We start from the raw sequence: 15,254 nt of genomic DNA on the forward strand, positions 1-15,254 counted from the left end.
TGAAGAAATTCATAAAGAATTTTCTAAAGAAACTTATACTGCGTTTTGTATAAACAGAGCAAGTATTATCAGTAAAAATATCGCTCCGGCTCTGTTGTAGAGCTTGTTTGCCAAAATGAACACAAGTGTAATAGAAGCCGCTGCCATTATAAACAGATCGAACTTTGTTGCAACAAGATCAACTATCAGTGGACTTACAAGCGATGCAGAACCAAGAACCATAGAGAAATTGGCTACGTTGGAGCCGATAATGTTTCCTATGCTCATCTCTGCATTGCCTTTTTTAATTGCAACAAGAGACACGACAAGTTCAGGCAGTGACGTTCCAAGAGCTATAAGGAAGAGTCCTATGATCCACTCGCTTACACCAAAAGATCTAGCTATATTTGTTCCGCTCTCCACAACAAAGTTTGCTCCTCCGATAGTCAAAACAAAACCCACTAAAAGAAGGGCGATAGTCAGACCCCAATTAAACTTCTCTTTTACAAGCTCTTCATCAATATCGCTCTCAAGAGTCTCTTTTGAGCTTCCAAACAAAAATATAAGATAGGAGAGCATCAAAAGCAGATACAAGATGCCGTCAGCTCTGCTTATCTCACCATCTTGTATCATAATAAAAAAGATCACTACAGGAATAACTATCCAAGCGCTGTCCAAAGAGAATAGGTCTCTTTTTGGAACCATTTTCTTGGATATAAAAAATACCACTCCAAGTACAAGCGTTATATTAAATATAACGCTGCCGACCACATTTGCCACAGCCATATCGCTCTTACCGGCATAAGATGCCATCATAGAAGCTGCCATCTCAGGAAGAGATGTTCCAAAAGCTATAAGTGTAGCACCGATGACATAGTGTGATATATTAAAATGCAGAGCAATTCTTTCAGACTCTTTTATTACAAAGTCAGCCCCGTATATTAGAGCCGTCATAGCAGCTATAAAGATTATAAAATCCATATATTTTATCCTTCTGTTCTAATAATTAAACTTTTTGGCAGATCAAATTTCTCAATAAGCTCTGCCTCTTTTACTCGCATCTCACCGTTGTCTGTCTCATGGTCATACCCTAGAAGATGCAGCATTCCATGAATAAAAAGAAGTGCAAGTTCATCGTTTATGCTATGTCCGAACTCTTTTGAGTTCTTCTCAAGATAAGATGATGAGACGACAATGCTTCCAAGCGGGCTTAGGGGCATCTCTTGATACGGAAAACTAAGTACGTCCGTGTCTTTGTCTATATTTCGATGCTCTTTATTTATCTCTCTCATCTCTTTTGAGTCGGTGATAATAAGCTCTATCTCTTTGTTTGTCAAAGAGTCTGCTATAGCCTCTATTGTTTTTGTATCAATATTTAATGTGGTTCTGTTATCTAGTTCAATCATGGGCGTGATTATATCAAATAAGAAGGAAGATTTTGCAAGAGGGGAAGTAAAATCTACCCATCTTTTGCGTGAAAGTGGTTAAGCGGTAATATTTAGGTTAATACCCAAACCATTTTTTTGAGCCGCTGCCTTTTGAGACTGCTCATTAGAACTCTCTAGTATTTTTAAAACTTGCTGTTCTTGTGTATCCATAGCTTTTTTCATAACTTCGATATGTGTCGAAGATGGAGCCGTTGCTCCTGAAGATGAAACATCCATAATGTCCCCTTTTATTCGTATATATTTTTTTATTATATTGGTTATTTCTTTCAATGGAGATTAAAATATTATGTTAAAATCTTTTTATGATAACAAAAAAGAAAATAGCGCTCTGCATTATGAGCGGAGGTATGGATTCTACACTTAGTGCTTATATGATGAAAAAAAGGGGCTATGAGATAGTAGCTCTTCACTTTAATTATGAGCAAAGAACGCAAAAAAAAGAGCTTGAATGCTTTCATGCAATATGCGACGAGTTAAAAGTCTCAAACAGATATGTTTTGGATCTGGACTTTTTTGCCCAGATCGGTGCTTCGGCTCTTACTGATACAAACATAGATGTTCCAACGGGCGGACTTGAAGAGGGCATACCTGTAACATACGTGCCTTTTAGAAACGGCATATTTTTAAGTATGGCAGCGGCAATAGCCGAAAAAGAGGGTGCTGAGGCAATAGCAATAGGCGTAGTAGAGGAGGATAGCAGCGGCTATCCTGACTGCAGAGAATCTTTTATAGAGAGTATGCAGCAAAGCATTAATCTAGGCACAAAAGATGAGACAAATATTGTGATCGAAATGCCTCTGGTACATCTGAAAAAATCTCAGATAGTCAAACAAGCATTAGAGCTTGAAGCTGCGCTTCATCTTACTTGGAGCTGTTACAAGAGCGAAGATAAGGCATGCGGAGTCTGTGACAGCTGTCGCTTAAGATTAAGAGGCTTTGAAGAAGCCGGAGCAGAAGACCCGATTGAGTACCGATAAAATACGATTTAACGATCTGGAGATACTGCATCTCTGCAAACCAAGTCTAAAAAATAGCTATATCAGCGTAAAAAAAAACGGCGCTATTACGCTTAAAACCCCAAAAGTATCGGGCACATATATAGAGAACCTTCTTTTAAAAAAAGAGAGCTGGATAAGAAAGCAGTTAAAAGTAGCGGAAGAGAACCCGCCACAAACATTCAATCTTCAAGATGAGATACTTCTGTTTGGGGAAGTTCTTAGCATTGACTGCTATGATGCACTTGAACTCAGAGAGAGCCTGTGTAAAATAGATATATCAAATACAAAGAGTGTGATTAGGTGTTACGACAGATATTACAGCTCATACGCAAAGAGCTATATAACGCAAAGAGCAGAGCACTACTCAAAAGAGATGGGACTTGAGTACAGCACTCTTAAGTTTAGAAAGATGAGAAGTAGATGGGGAAGCTGCAGCTCAAAGAGAGTTATAACCTTCAACACAGAGCTTATAAAGATAGACAAAAGGCTTATTGATTTTGTAGTTGTTCATGAGTTGGCTCATCTGGTGCATATGAACCACTCCAAAAAATTTCATGATCTGGTTAGTCTATATACTCCGAATTCTCGCGTATTGAATCAAGAGTTAAAACGTCTCTCTCTTTGGCTCTAAAATAGCTAAGCTCATATCTGCTTGAAGGTGACCACAACATCCATCCGCTAGTGTTTGTATCAGCTGCTGCTCTTATCTGCTCGTTTATTTCAAAGTAGTTATACTCAATTTTTCTGTGAGCATAATCTTTAAAAGATTGCAACCAAGGTCTGAGCCTTTTTGACTCTATTTGATCCTCTATGTTTTTCAGGCTTCTGTAGATAACCGCATGCGGATGCTCTGATGGATTTTCAAGCCCGAACGAGCCTTTTGCAAATCCCGAAGGGTAGAGCATAGGAGCTATATAGTCCGCATATTTGGAGAGCGGCTCTATCATCTGCCCTATACCCATATCATAATCTTCCCAACAGATATTTCCGTAAGTGTCCACGGAGATAAAAACACCATATTTTCTGAGTCTGTTTTGCGCCAGTTTTAAAAATTCGCTAATTGCTTCAACACGACTCTCTTGCGTGCTCTCTTTTGAAAAACTAAGCCCATCTTTTGCAGGAAAGCGGATATAGTCAAAGTTTATCTCATCAAAACCTACTCTAGCAGCATCTTCGGCAATTGAGACCGTATACTCATGAGCTCTTTTATCAAAAGGATCGACCCATGCCATCTCATCGTGATTTCTCCAGAGAGTTCCATCACTCTTTTTGATGGCATACTCAGGATTATTTGAAGCTTGAAGCTCATCTTTAAATGTCACTATCCTAGCAATAGTGTATATGTTTTTAGACTTCATCAGCTTCATAAACTGCTCTATGTCTCTGTTTGTTCTATCATTATGCGCGCCATAAACGTTTGCTTTTTCAAAAGAGGTCTTATATGAGGTCGAACCATACTCGCTCTTGACATCTACGACGATAGAGTTTATCTCTGTTTTCTCTATAATCTCTAAGATCTCTTTGAGTCTAGGAGAGTTGTTGCTTGCTCGCCAGAAGCTTAGATAGAGTGCTTTTACCGTGATCGGTTCAAGTGCTAGTACAGTGCTGTTTGTCTCTTTTGAGAGAGTGTATGGTCTGTACCCGTATGCTTTTACAAAGATTTTATCTTCTGCGCTGTGAATCGCAAAAGTTCCGTTCTCATCACTTTTTACACTGATATAGGAGTCGTTTATTGTCGCATTTGCTACTGGTTTAGATGTTGTCTTATCGATAACTACTCCACTAAATGAGCCCCATAAAAGAGCCTCAAACATAAAAAAAGAGAGTAGTAGTTTTCTTAAAACAGTGTTTCTATTCTTATCTCTCATTTAAAAAATACCTCAAACTTGCGTCACTCCACTCACGTGAAAGCTCTAAATAGCTCTCTATAGAGTCGTAGACTCTTTTAAAATCACTGTTTTTCTCACCAAGCTCCGCTATAACCTCTTTTAGAGCTCTTTTGCCCTCATCTACAACATCCCTTGGAAATTGATGGATGGAGATATCAAGCTCTTTTAGTTTTTTAAGCGCCTTGATGTTCTGGCTGTGAAACTCATAAGCCATATTTGAGTTCATCTCGCTCGCAGCGACCTCTATCATAGACTGCTGCTCATAAGATAGTTTAGCATAAAACTGTTTGTTAAACGTAAGTTCTAAAATTGAGCCCGGTTCATGCCATCCTGAGTAGTAGTAAGGAGCAACTTTATAAAAGCCCATTTTGATGTCGAGTGCAGGCCCGACCCATTCAGTCGCATCTATTACTCCACGCTCCAAAGAGGTGTATATCTCACCTGCTGGAAGCAGAACCGAGTTTACTCCCATTTTTGAAAAGACCTCTCCGCCAAGTCCCGGAATTCTCATCTTAAGACCCTGCATATCTGCGAGTGAATTTATCTCTTTTCTAAACCATCCGCCCATCTGGATATTGGTGTTTCCACCCATAAACGGGTGAAGATTGTATCTTGCATACTGCTCTCTCCAAAGCTCCATTCCGCCGCCAAAAAGCATCCATGAGTTTATCTCCTCTGCCGTAAAGCCAAAAGGGATGCCGCTGTAGAGTGAAAAAGCGCTGTTTTTTCCCTTCCAGTAGTAGGGTCCAGAGTGAAAAGCATCTATCTGACCGCTAGAACAAGCGTCAAATACCGCCAAGTCAGGTATAAGAACATTTTTAGGGTATATCTTGACATCTAAAGAGCCGCCGCTGATATCATTGAGCCTTGTTGCCATTCTCTCTACGCCCACACCCATAATAGGAAAGTGCGCCGGCCAGCTTGTTGCAAGTTTGATAGTAGTTTTTTTATTTTTGTTTATATTTACTCTTTTTTCACCGCTCTCTTTTGCATCCGGATGTTTAGAGTAGTCTATAGCTTCTCTGTTGCTCTCATTACATCCGCTAAGCGCTATTACGCCTGTAGAAACGGTAGCCGCTGTTAAAAAATCTCTACGATTCATAATTGATTTTGCCTTAATATTTGTAGTTTAATCTAAGTTGCATATTGTACCAAAAATTTATCTAGCACAAAGTGTGAACAGAAACATAATACTCTTTTTAGTATAATTCGAAAAAATCACATGTTTGTGTATAAAAAAGGAAATAACAACAATGATAAACCCTATTAAATCAGCTCTAGCAACACTTCTGCTACTTACATCTTTAAGTGCGAAAGAGAGCGTTTCAGATGAGATACTAAATAAGATGATAGATGTATATGGCGGAGAGAAGAATATTATAAAAATGAACAGTTATGAGCAGGTTTGGCTTATTGAAGCAAAAGCAGGCAGCAGTAATGGGAGTGACCACAGAAGAGTATCGCTCCCAAGCTCGCTAAGTACTGAACTTACATATCCTGATAAAAAAGAGACAAGGACTCTGATTAATGGCTATGGGGTAAAAGAGTTTGGCGATAAAAAAGTAGTAGCGAAAGGTCCAATGCTTGATGCGATGAAACTACAGTTAATGCGTCTTTATAATCCTTTGGTGCTTAAAAACAGAGCGGAAAATATAGAACTTGGCAGCGACGATGCAAATTATATATTAACACTTAAAGAGGGAGAGCTTGAGACAAAATATTTTGTCTCAAAAAGAGAGTATTTAATTGAGAAGGTAGTAGGAAAGCTATCTTTTGGTGCTAAAAGCATGGAGTTTGTAACACTTTACAAAGACTATGAGAAACAAGAGGGTGTAATGATGCCGACTACAGAAGTAAAATATGCGGGAGAGGTCAACACTGCAGTTATGAAGCTTCAAGCTCTAAAAGCTATCAATAATTAGAGCTGGGAGGTTAAAAATCCATTATAAGCTGAGTCTGCTTGGTAAGCGGCTTGTTTAGTATGGATTTATCGACACCGGCAACTAGAGCAAAATGAAAACTGTTGCTCTTTAGTATGTTTATAATATCTTTCTCATTTTTATAGGTAAAAATATTTTCGCTTCTCTCTTCTTTGGAGTGAGACGGAACTATAAAGATAATATTTGCCCATGAAGCGTGACGCTTTAAAAAAAGTATCTGTGAATCTATCAGGCTGACATTTGGTTCAAAAATAAGTACTTTATCACTCGTTCCGAAATTTTTAACCTCAAGCTTTTTGTTTGTAAAGACAGCTTCAAAATGCTCTATTGGAGTGAATTTTTTAAGCTTATAGTTTATCTTTGCCGTTTTAAAAAAATAGAGCAGCTCCTCTAAGTAGGAGATGAAAAAAGGAGAGATCAGCTGTCTCTCATAAAATATGTCATCATATATAAAGGATGTCTCAAAAAGGGTCTGCTCCATTATCTCTATGGGAGCAAAAGGTCTCTTTGGCATTGTTTTTACTGTGGTAAATATCGCAGAATCCGTTAGAGCAGGGCAGAACAGCACGATGCATCTGCTCTGTATATCCCACAGACTCTTAAAAAGTGATCTCAGATCACCCTTGATCGGCAGAAAATTTGTCTCTGTAATCACCTGCATTGAAAGCTTTAGTACGATCTCATTGCACTCATAAGCTACAACCTCTTTTTCGATCATCTTAAATCGAAGCAGTTTTTTCAGAGCCGCATCAAGAGAATCGACTCTTATCCATGCGATTTCAGGATCTATTATATCGGTTGTTTTTTCAAACACGACTCCGTAAGCGCCGTTTTGTACAGCCAAAGGGATGTCATCATACTCAAAAGCGAAAAAGAGGTCACCCCTCTTTACTTTTGAAGCTTCAAAAACAATATTTTCAAAGCTGTATATGCATGGTTCATTAAGAAGAGCAGCTTGCGTAAGTGCTAGAAAATTTTCAAGTCTCATCCAATAGGCGTGCCTGCTTTTTTAGGTTTTTCAGGTCTGACTAAACATAGACCCTCTTCATCCTTAGCAGCAAGAAGCATTCCCTCAGAGATCATACCCATAAGTTTTGCAGGTTTTAGGTTTGCTACAACGCAAACCTGTGTATTTAGCAGAGATTCAGGCGTGTAAAACTCTCTAATGCCTGCAACGACCTGTCTTGGTCTCTCTTCACCAAGATCGACTTGAAGCTTTAGAAGTTTTTTACTCTTTGGAACCTCCTCAGCTTCTACGACTACTCCGACTTTAAGAGATGTCTCAAAAAATTGTCCTATCTCAATAAGATTGTCTTCCTCTTTTTTGCTATTATCTTCGGTTTTTGAACTCTCTTCGCTGACATTTGGATGAGCCAGAGGAGCTTCCGCCATTAAAGGCTCTTCAACACGAGGAAATAGAGGAGGAACAGGTTTAATATTAAATAATTTCAATAGTTTCTTATCCTCAATAAGCTCTCTGTAGCCTGCATGATCGATACTAAAACTTAGAGCATCAGCGATAGTGCTTGTAGTTTTTGGCATAACGGGAGAGAGCATAATAGAGGCTTTTGCCAAAATATTTGCAACAAGAGCAACCGTAGCAAGCGCCTCATCTCTTTTGCCCTCTTTCATCTTAACCCATGGAGCGTGCTCTTCTATAGCTTTATTTCCGATAGAAAATAGCTTCCAAAGCTCCTCAAGATATCTGTGTGTCTGCAGGTTCTCCATATAAGCATCCAGAGAGTCTAAGACCGTATTCATCGCATCTATCTCTTTTGTGTGGTACTTTAAAACATCCACGCTGTCTATCTCGAAGTCCGAATATTTGCCGCTCATCCCTATAATACGGTTGAGAAGGTTACCAAGATCATTGCTAAGTTCAGAGTTTATTCTATCAATAAATGCTCTTTGGGAGAAGTCTCCGTCCTGTCCAAAAGGGACCTCTCTAAGCATAAAGTATCTTAAGTTCTCAACACCGTAAGCATCTGCAACTTCTCTAGGAGAGACCACGTTGCCCTTTGACTTGCTCATCTTCTCGCCGTCTCTCGTCCACCATCCATGTGCACCGATATGCTGCGGAAGAGGGAGGTCTAAGCTCATTAAAAATGCAGGCCAATATATTGCATGAAAGCGGAGAATATCTTTTCCTACAAACTGAACGGAAGCCGGCCAATAATGCATATTTGCCTCATCTTTCCCGTAACCAAGCGCGGTTATATAGTTTAAAAGAGCATCAAGCCAAACATACATCACATGCTTGTCATCTTTGATCGACTCAGGCATCTTTACACCCCATGTAAAAGATGTTCTTGTCACGGAGAGGTCACGAAGACCGCCTTTTACGAAGTTTATAACCTCGTTTGCACGTGAACGCGGCATAATAAAATCAGGATTGTCCGCATAGTGCTTTAGAAGCGCGTCCTCGTATTTTGAGAGTCTGAAAAAGTAGCTCTCCTCTTTGATTATATTTGTGCTTCTTCCGCAGTCAGGGCAGAACTCTCCGTCAACCAGCTGAGTCTCGGTAAAAAAGGTCTCACAGCTTACACAGTAGTGTCCCTCGTAAAAATCTTTGTAAATATCACCCTTGTTATACATAACTTCAAAAGCTTTTTGAACGCCTATTTTATGCTCTTCATCGGTTGTGCGGATAAATTTATCGTAGCTTATCTCAAAGTCATCCCAGAGATTTTTAAAGCCTGCACTTATCTCATCGGCGAACTGCTGAGTCGGCTTATCGTTTTTTTGAGCAGACTCCTCTATCTTTTGACCATGCTCATCAGTACCGGTTAAAAAGTAGGTATCTTCACCTTTTAGCTTCTCATATCTAGCCATAGAGTCTGCTATGAAAGTTGTATAGGCATGTCCAATGTGCGCCTCGCCGTTTACGTAATAGATAGGGGTTGTTATATATTTACTCAATTTTTTCTCCTTAAAATTCAAATCCGCCAGTATCGCCTTTTGACATACTGTTGTAAACCGCTTTTACATAGTCGCTTCTAAGCTCACACTCCAGATAAAGTTCACAGCTGCTGCAGCTTGAGCGTTGTCTCTCATTTTGACACTTCTGCAGCTTCTCTATCATCTCATCAAGATAAAGCTCAAATTTGTCCATCTCTATCGCATTAGTTGTCTGCATAGACTTCTTTTACTCTTTGTATCTCATATTTAGAACCGAAAAAGCATGGAGATGTGTCATGTATATGCGCATGCCCAAGCTCCATCAGATCTTTTTTACCATCAATCGCCTCGCCGCCGGCTGTTTTAAATATAAACGCAAAAGGAAATACCTCAAAAAGCTTGCGAAGCTTGCCATCGGGCTTGTCGGAAGTTCCAGGGTAGCTAAAGAGTCCACCACCCTTTAGAAGGATCTGATGCAAATCAGGCACCATACCGCCAGAGTATCTCAGACGATAACCCTCTGCAAAGAAACTGTCTACAAGCTCTTTATGGTAAGGCTTCCAGTTCTGCTGTGTTCCGCCAGGTGCGTTTAGCTTTCCTTTTTCATTAAGGCGGATCTCTTTTACAAACTCAAACTCTTTGCCCTGAAGCAGATGAAGTTTTGTCTTGTTGTGAGCAAAAACCATCTCTACGCGCGGTCCGAAAACGACATAGCACGAAGCGACCATATTTTGCGCCCCAAAACCGTTCTCATAGATGCCGAAAATCGAGCCCACACTCAGGTTTACATCTATCAATGATGAGCCGTCAAGCGGATCGTAGGCAATAAAATATCTGCCATCTTCGTGAAGAGTGAGCTCTTTTTCTTTCTCTTCACTTGCGATAGTATGGATAGAAGCTACATTTGAGAACTCCTCCTCAATGATCATATCGCACTTTATATCGAGTTGAAGCTGAGTCTCTCCGGAGCTGTTCTCCTGCTGTGAATAACCGATATCTTTCGTATCTATCGCATCTTTAATTCTAATTGCCGTTCTTTGTATGGCACTAAATATATCAGTCATCTATATTACACTTCCTTCGCGTTTTTAAGTATCCAAGATATTACATCTTCGCAGTTGTTTATATCTAGAATATCTACATTTTTTGGTAGTTCATAATCACTCAAGTTTATACTTCCGTCAGTCGCCAAAGCGTCCATATAAGGGAAATAGTCACTGTCTAGCTCATCTCTAAACACACTTATTCTAGGAAGAGGGAGATTTTTTAGCCCTTCTACCAGCAAGATGTCAAAGTCGTTAAAGAGCCTTATCATCTCATCAAGCTCTTTGCGTCTATGTGAAAAGTATGTCGTGCGGTTTGGAGATGTCACAATGACCTCTGCACCCGTGTCTGAGAACTTGTAGCTGTCTTTTCCTTCAACATCAAAACGAGCTTTATCTTTTGGGTCATGCTTAATAATAGCAACCTCTTTTTTAAAGTCGTGAATAAGTTTTCTGGCAACTTTTAAAATAAGTGTCGTTTTTCCGCTGTTTGACGGACCGGTAAATGCAACCGCTAATCTTTTTTTCAATCTTATTACTTTGTGAAAATTTAGGTGATTATACAAAATAGTCGTTAAAAGCTTGTTTAATAAGATATAATTCTGCGATTATTTAGAGGAATTTGAATGAAAACTTTTTTGACTATTTTAACTTTTTTAACGATTTTTAGCGGCTGTTCGAGCAAAGATGCTTTTTTTGGGTTTGATATGGATCAGTCTCAAAAACTAAGCGCTTCTAGCCTTCAGAGCTCAAAAATAGTCTCAAAAAACGCAGAAGTAAAAGGTACGATCTCTGTTATATATCTAAACGAGGTCTATCCGAAATCGTTTAATGGGCATGGGTACTTCTACATCTTTATATTTACAAAAGAGCCAAAGAAGCTTTATGATCCAAAAGAGCCATCAGAGTCAGATATGAAACTAAAACTAAACTCTGAGCTTCCTATAAAAGTCGAGAGGCTTGCTACAGAGAACAGATTCTCTCATCTGGTAGATACTAAAAACGAGTGGAACCAATACTATCTGGTCGCTTTTAATCCATCAGAGACAATAGAGCTTATAGTTGAAGATTTTGAGGATTCAAACTCAGTAGCAGCAGTTATAAAGTATAAGAAAGAGTAGGACAGAGAGCGCTCTTTAAAGAGCACGCAGAAGAGAGCCAAGCAGGACACTCATCACCTGCAATCCTATTATTATTACCAATGGTGCCAAGTCTAATCCATTAAAATTTGTTCTTATATATCTTCTGACCAAAGAGTAAGCAGGGTTAGTTACTCTATATAGAAACTGAACAATCGGATTAAACGGGTCAGGGTTTACAAAACTCAGCAGCGCCGTTATGATAACGACCCACATATATATATTTATAAGGGTAAGGGCTATCGCTCCAAGACCTTGAACTATATCTATTAAAATACTCATTTTGCTATCTCACCTATGTAATTTTTTATATATTTATATACCAAAGCAATATCAGGACCATCTTCGGCTCCTGTTAAAATAATTCTTAGAGGTTTAGAAAAATTTTCACCCTCAAGTTGCGACTCTTTCATAATATGGTTTTTAAAATCCTCATACTCTTCAAAGTAGGGTGCGCCTTCAACAGCCTCTGAGACTGTTTTTGCGTCCTCTGCAAACTCTATAGGTAGCTCTTTTTTTGCAAAAATGGCACCTATTTTTGATTTTAACTCTTTTGTAGTTGAGGCTTCCTCAAGATATACGCGTGCCAGTTCGCCAATATCGGCATCTGCAAAACCGACATATCTAGAGAGCTCCTTTGTATCTAGAGCTCTTAGATGCTCTTTGTTTATATCTCTTAATATCTCAATATCAAAACACTCAGAAGATTTTGATATATTTTTGAGATCAAACCACTCTATGGCGTCTTCTAAATTAAAGATCTCTTTTGGTGGCTTATTCCCGATCAATATAAGATAATTTGCAATGGCTGAGGGCAGATAACCCTCTTCAAGAAGCCATTTAACGCTTAAATCAGCATTCTCACCTACTATGGCAGGCAGATGCGCATATTCGATCTTCTTTTCATAGCCAAGCGATGTTCGGATCGTATCCTCTTTGGGTGCATCGCTTAGGTGCTCCTCATCACGGATGATTAAAGATATATCACTCAACATATCATCAATACCGCAAGCAAAGTTATAAGTGGGTATCTTATTTTCGTTCATTATGATGAAACTCTCCATATCTTGAGGCTTGAAAGTTATCTCACCTTTGATATGGTCTTTTATGGTTATCGGTTCTTGCGACTTTTTTATTCTCACAGTAAACGGATTTTCATTGTCAATGACAAGTTCTGCAGGCAAAGAAGCGCATGCATCATCATATCTGTATGCCTCTTTGTTATTTTTGGCTTCTTCTCTCTTTTTTTCAAGCCACTCGGGTGAGCAAAAACAGTTAAACGCCTTAGCCTCGTGCAAAAGCTGCAGAGCCATCGCTGCATGAAAACGAAAATTTTGGCTTTGGTGGACTACATGAGAGTAACCAATGCCGAAAAGTTCCAAAATACCAAGTGTCTCTTCATCTTTTTTCTCTATGTTTCTCTCTTTATCCATATCTTCTATGCGAACGATCAAATCTTCACCTCTCTGCTTAGAGACAATATAGTTAAACAGGGCAATTCTTAAATCACCAATGTGAATATCGCGAGTAGGGCTGGATGTAAATCTTAGCATTTCTATTCCTGCATAATGTAATTTTGGAATTCTATCAAGTTTTAGCTAAAGCTCGGATTTGATAGAATACACTTAATAAAAGTTTTAAATGAAAAGGTTTGGCAGATAATGAGTGAACACAAAGATTTTTTACGTACAATAGTTGAAAAAGACCTAAAAACAGGCAAATACAAAAATATTATTACAAGATTTCCTCCGGAGCCAAACGGCTTTCCTCATATTGGACACGCTAAATCTATCGCAATAAACTTCGGTATTGCACGCGATTACAATGGGCATTGTAACCTTAGAATGGACGACACAAACCCTACTACAGAAGATACTAAGTATGTCGAAGCTCTTAAAGATGCCGTTGAGTGGCTAGGCTTTGAGTGGAAGGGTGATGTACGTTATACATCTGATTATTTCGACAAACTTTATGCGTGGGCAATTGAACTTGTCAAGATGGGTAAAGCTTATGTTGACAGCTTAGATGAAGAGACTATGCGTGAGTACCGTGGTACAGTAACAGAAGCGGGAAAAAGAAGCAAATATGCCCATAGAAGCGCAGAAGAGAATTTAGACCTTTTAGAGAGAATGAAAAACGGCGAGTTTAAAGATGGCGAACATGTTCTGCGCGCGAAGATCGATATGTCTGCGGCAAATATGAAAATGCGTGACCCACTTTTATACCGTATACGTCATGCACATCACTATAGAGCAGGGGATAAGTGGGCAATTTATCCTATGTATGACTTTGGACACTGTCTCTCTGATTACATCGAGGGTGTGACCCACTCTATCTGTACGCTAGAGTTTGAGAACAACCGTGATATCTATGACTGGGTTATCGACACACTAGGCTTAGAGCCTCCGCGCCCTTATCAGCATGAGTTTGCACGTCTTGGTATCAACTATACCGTTATGAGCAAAAGAAAGCTTTTAGAACTTGTTGAGAAGAACTATGTAAACGGTTGGGATGATCCACGTCTACCTACTATTGCAGGGCTTAGAAGACGCGGATATACACCTGAGTCAATACTCAATTTTTGTGACACAATAGGTATAGCAAAAGCAAACTCAACCGTGGATGTAGCACAATTAGAGTTTTGTATCAGAGATGATCTCAACACAAAAGTGCCGCGCGTTATGTGTGTTCTTGACCCTTTAAAAGTAACTATAGAGAACTTCGTGGGCAGCGAAGAACTTGACGCCTCATACTACCCGGATGACGTTCCTAAAGAAGGATCAAGAAAGATACCTTTCTCAAAAGAGATATATATTGAGCGTGAAGACTTCTCACAAAACCCTCCAAAAGGCTATTTCCGTCTTACGCCTGATCAGCCTGTACGTCTTAAGCATGCTTATATCATTACATGCAAAGAGGTTAAAAAAGATGAGAGAGGCAATATAACTGAGATCATTGCCGAGTATAATCCAGAGTCTAAAAGCGGATCTGACACAAGCGGTATAAAAGTCAAAAGTGCCATCCAATGGGTAGATGCCACATCTGCTAAAAAAGTGGAGGTAAGACTCTATGACAGGCTCTATTCATGTGAAAATCCTGATGGACTAGATGATCTCAATCCTGATTCTCTTAAAATTATAAAAGATGCGCTTATTGAGCCTGCGGTTGTAGCAGAGAAGCCGGATGTGCGATTTCAGTTTGAAAGAGAAGGGTACTTTTATGCTGATCCAATAGACTATACGGACGCAAACCCTGTATTTAACAAAATAGTAGGTCTCAAAGACTCTTATGCCAAAAAGAAAGAGACACCTAGAAGTGAATCTAAATCCCAGGTTAAAAAAGTACAGATCGACGGTGAAACAGAGCCTATGAGTGAGAGTGAGCAAGCTCTATTTAACAAATACACGACTACACTTAAACTAAACAGTATGGTTGCGGACATTTTAGCTAGGGATGAAAAACTATCTTCTTTTTATGCTGAAGTATTATCAGCCAACAACTCACCTGTAACTATCGCAAACCTAGTAGCAAATGAGGTTGCAAGAGAGTTAAAAGAAAAAGAAGTGCATGAGCTTCAATTTAATGCATCTGACGTAGCTAAACTTGTGCAAATGCTAGATGATGGCACCATCTCAAATAAAATAGCTAAAGAGGTTTTTGAAGAGATGGCTAAAAGCGGGGAAGACCCAAAGAGAATAGTTGAAGCAAAAGGACTTGTACAGATAAGTGATACTGCCGTAATTGAGCCTATTATCGATGATATAATCGCAAAAAATCCTGACAATGTAGAAAAGTTTAGAGCAGGGAACACTAATCTGCTTGGTTTTTTTGTAGGACAGGTTCTAAAAGCTACGGGTGGGAAAGCAAACCCAAAAGTGGTAAATGAACTTGTTGCACAGAAGTTAAAATAATGATTGTTT

The 15,254-nt window shown here is 39.2% G+C and carries 17 protein-coding genes; 5 read left to right on the top strand and 12 right to left on the bottom strand.

The genetic code is table 11. The features are described from left to right. Positions 1 to 33 precede the first annotated feature (33 nt). The 3 genes from FCU45_RS04380 to FCU45_RS04390 all read right to left on the bottom strand — a co-directional run bounded on the left by FCU45_RS04380 (position 34) and on the right by FCU45_RS04390 (position 1,643). Positions 34 to 960 carry a calcium/sodium antiporter gene (locus FCU45_RS04380; protein WP_137012676.1) on the bottom strand — a complete coding sequence of 309 codons (927 nt, stop codon included), beginning with the start codon at positions 958 to 960 and terminating at the stop codon, positions 34 to 36. A gap of 5 nt (positions 961 to 965) precedes the next feature. Continuing rightward, positions 966 to 1,385 carry an rRNA maturation RNase YbeY gene (ybeY, locus tag FCU45_RS04385; RefSeq protein ID WP_137012678.1) on the bottom strand — a complete coding sequence of 140 codons (420 nt, stop codon included), beginning with the start codon at positions 1,383 to 1,385 and terminating at the stop codon, positions 966 to 968. 78 nt (positions 1,386 to 1,463) lie between these two features. After that, complete coding sequence (locus tag FCU45_RS04390) at positions 1,464 to 1,643, bottom strand: putative motility protein (RefSeq protein WP_137012680.1); 180 nt, start codon at positions 1,641 to 1,643, stop codon at positions 1,464 to 1,466. 86 nt (positions 1,644 to 1,729) lie between these two features. Here FCU45_RS04390 and queC point away from each other — a divergent pair, with 86 nt between their 5' ends. Both queC and FCU45_RS04400 read left to right on the top strand, forming a co-directional pair. Continuing rightward, positions 1,730 to 2,404 carry a 7-cyano-7-deazaguanine synthase QueC gene (queC, locus tag FCU45_RS04395; RefSeq protein WP_137012682.1) on the top strand — a complete coding sequence of 225 codons (675 nt, stop codon included), beginning with the start codon at positions 1,730 to 1,732 and terminating at the stop codon, positions 2,402 to 2,404. After that, positions 2,391 to 3,056: a M48 family metallopeptidase gene (locus tag FCU45_RS04400; RefSeq protein ID WP_246032243.1), complete on the top strand. Its 666-nt coding sequence runs from the start codon at positions 2,391 to 2,393 to the stop codon at positions 3,054 to 3,056. The genes queC and FCU45_RS04400 overlap by 14 nt, the downstream gene beginning before the upstream one ends. Here the strand turns inward: FCU45_RS04400 and FCU45_RS04405 are convergent. Next, a complete protein-coding gene (locus tag FCU45_RS04405; protein ID WP_137012684.1) occupies positions 2,989 to 4,293 on the bottom strand; it encodes a putative glycoside hydrolase in 1,305 nt (434 codons plus the stop codon). The genes FCU45_RS04400 and FCU45_RS04405 overlap by 68 nt on opposite strands. Further along, the gene (locus FCU45_RS04410) at positions 4,283 to 5,416 is read right to left on the bottom strand and encodes a TRAP transporter substrate-binding protein (RefSeq protein WP_137012686.1); all 1,134 of its coding nucleotides are present in this window, start codon (positions 5,414 to 5,416) and stop codon (positions 4,283 to 4,285) included. Before FCU45_RS04410 ends, FCU45_RS04405 begins: the two co-directional genes overlap by 11 nt. A gap of 151 nt (positions 5,417 to 5,567) precedes the next feature. On the opposite strand from FCU45_RS04410, the gene FCU45_RS04415 reads away from it, so the two are divergent. After that, entirely contained in the window at positions 5,568 to 6,236 is a 669-nt protein-coding gene (locus tag FCU45_RS04415; protein WP_137012688.1) for a hypothetical protein, read from the top strand. Positions 6,237 to 6,246: 10 nt separating this feature from the next. On the opposite strand, the gene FCU45_RS04420 is transcribed toward FCU45_RS04415, so the two are convergent. The 5 genes from FCU45_RS04420 to mobB are packed head-to-tail and all read right to left on the bottom strand — an operon-like array spanning position 6,247 to position 10,725. After that, positions 6,247 to 7,242, bottom strand: coding sequence for a hypothetical protein (locus FCU45_RS04420; RefSeq protein WP_137012690.1), 996 nt, complete (start codon positions 7,240 to 7,242; stop codon positions 6,247 to 6,249). Then, positions 7,239 to 9,173 (bottom strand): methionine--tRNA ligase, encoded by a 1,935-nt coding sequence (metG, locus tag FCU45_RS04425; protein ID WP_137012692.1) that lies wholly within the window; start codon positions 9,171 to 9,173, stop codon positions 7,239 to 7,241. Before metG ends, FCU45_RS04420 begins: the two co-directional genes overlap by 4 nt. A 10-nt stretch (positions 9,174 to 9,183) precedes the next feature. Then, entirely contained in the window at positions 9,184 to 9,390 is a 207-nt protein-coding gene (locus FCU45_RS04430; RefSeq protein ID WP_137012694.1) for a hypothetical protein, read from the bottom strand. Further along, the gene (locus FCU45_RS04435) at positions 9,377 to 10,216 is read right to left on the bottom strand and encodes a class 1 fructose-bisphosphatase (RefSeq protein WP_137012696.1); all 840 of its coding nucleotides are present in this window, start codon (positions 10,214 to 10,216) and stop codon (positions 9,377 to 9,379) included. The genes FCU45_RS04430 and FCU45_RS04435 overlap by 14 nt, the downstream gene beginning before the upstream one ends. A 5-nt stretch (positions 10,217 to 10,221) precedes the next feature. Further along, on the bottom strand, positions 10,222 to 10,725 hold the full coding sequence (mobB, locus tag FCU45_RS04440; RefSeq protein ID WP_137012698.1) for a molybdopterin-guanine dinucleotide biosynthesis protein B: 504 nt from the start codon (positions 10,723 to 10,725) through the stop codon (positions 10,222 to 10,224). A 96-nt stretch (positions 10,726 to 10,821) separates the two neighbouring features. Here mobB and FCU45_RS04445 point away from each other — a divergent pair, with 96 nt between their 5' ends. Next, on the top strand, positions 10,822 to 11,316 hold the full coding sequence (locus FCU45_RS04445; RefSeq protein WP_137012700.1) for a hypothetical protein: 495 nt from the start codon (positions 10,822 to 10,824) through the stop codon (positions 11,314 to 11,316). A gap of 15 nt (positions 11,317 to 11,331) precedes the next feature. On the opposite strand, the gene FCU45_RS04450 is transcribed toward FCU45_RS04445, so the two are convergent. Together FCU45_RS04450 and gltX are read right to left on the bottom strand one after the other, a co-directional pair. Next, entirely contained in the window at positions 11,332 to 11,616 is a 285-nt protein-coding gene (locus tag FCU45_RS04450) for a YggT family protein (RefSeq protein WP_137012702.1), read from the bottom strand. Beyond that, on the bottom strand, positions 11,613 to 12,887 hold the full coding sequence (gltX, locus tag FCU45_RS04455) for a glutamate--tRNA ligase (protein WP_137012704.1): 1,275 nt from the start codon (positions 12,885 to 12,887) through the stop codon (positions 11,613 to 11,615). Before gltX ends, FCU45_RS04450 begins: the two co-directional genes overlap by 4 nt. Positions 12,888 to 12,995: 108 nt before the next feature. On the opposite strand from gltX, the gene FCU45_RS04460 reads away from it, so the two are divergent. Then, positions 12,996 to 15,245, top strand: coding sequence for a glutamine--tRNA ligase/YqeY domain fusion protein (locus tag FCU45_RS04460; protein ID WP_137012706.1), 2,250 nt, complete (start codon positions 12,996 to 12,998; stop codon positions 15,243 to 15,245). The last annotated feature ends 9 nt before the right edge of the window (positions 15,246 to 15,254 follow it).

It is taken from the genome of Sulfurimonas crateris, assembly GCF_005217605.1.
GTDB lineage: Bacteria > Campylobacterota > Campylobacteria > Campylobacterales > Sulfurimonadaceae > Sulfurimonas > Sulfurimonas crateris.

What these genes read in the sequence shown, in the direction of transcription:
- FCU45_RS04380 (WP_137012676.1), bottom strand. Translation starts at nt 960, where the DNA reads ATGGATTTTATAATCTTTATAGCTGCTATGACGGCTCTAATATACGGG.
- ybeY (WP_137012678.1), bottom strand. Translation starts at nt 1,385, where the DNA reads ATGATTGAACTAGATAACAGAACCACATTAAATATTGATACAAAAACA.
- FCU45_RS04390 (WP_137012680.1), bottom strand. Translation starts at nt 1,643, where the DNA reads ATGGATGTTTCATCTTCAGGAGCAACGGCTCCATCTTCGACACATATC.
- queC (WP_137012682.1), top strand. Translation starts at nt 1,730, where the DNA reads ATGATAACAAAAAAGAAAATAGCGCTCTGCATTATGAGCGGAGGTATG.
- FCU45_RS04405 (WP_137012684.1), bottom strand. Translation starts at nt 4,293, where the DNA reads ATGAGAGATAAGAATAGAAACACTGTTTTAAGAAAACTACTACTCTCT.
- FCU45_RS04410 (WP_137012686.1), bottom strand. Translation starts at nt 5,416, where the DNA reads ATGAATCGTAGAGATTTTTTAACAGCGGCTACCGTTTCTACAGGCGTA.
- FCU45_RS04415 (WP_137012688.1), top strand. Translation starts at nt 5,568, where the DNA reads ATGATAAACCCTATTAAATCAGCTCTAGCAACACTTCTGCTACTTACA.
- FCU45_RS04420 (WP_137012690.1), bottom strand. Translation starts at nt 7,242, where the DNA reads ATGAGACTTGAAAATTTTCTAGCACTTACGCAAGCTGCTCTTCTTAAT.
- FCU45_RS04430 (WP_137012694.1), bottom strand. Translation starts at nt 9,390, where the DNA reads ATGCAGACAACTAATGCGATAGAGATGGACAAATTTGAGCTTTATCTT.
- FCU45_RS04435 (WP_137012696.1), bottom strand. Translation starts at nt 10,216, where the DNA reads ATGACTGATATATTTAGTGCCATACAAAGAACGGCAATTAGAATTAAA.
- FCU45_RS04445 (WP_137012700.1), top strand. Translation starts at nt 10,822, where the DNA reads ATGAAAACTTTTTTGACTATTTTAACTTTTTTAACGATTTTTAGCGGC.
- FCU45_RS04450 (WP_137012702.1), bottom strand. Translation starts at nt 11,616, where the DNA reads ATGAGTATTTTAATAGATATAGTTCAAGGTCTTGGAGCGATAGCCCTT.
- gltX (WP_137012704.1), bottom strand. Translation starts at nt 12,887, where the DNA reads ATGCTAAGATTTACATCCAGCCCTACTCGCGATATTCACATTGGTGAT.
- FCU45_RS04460 (WP_137012706.1), top strand. Translation starts at nt 12,996, where the DNA reads ATGAGTGAACACAAAGATTTTTTACGTACAATAGTTGAAAAAGACCTA.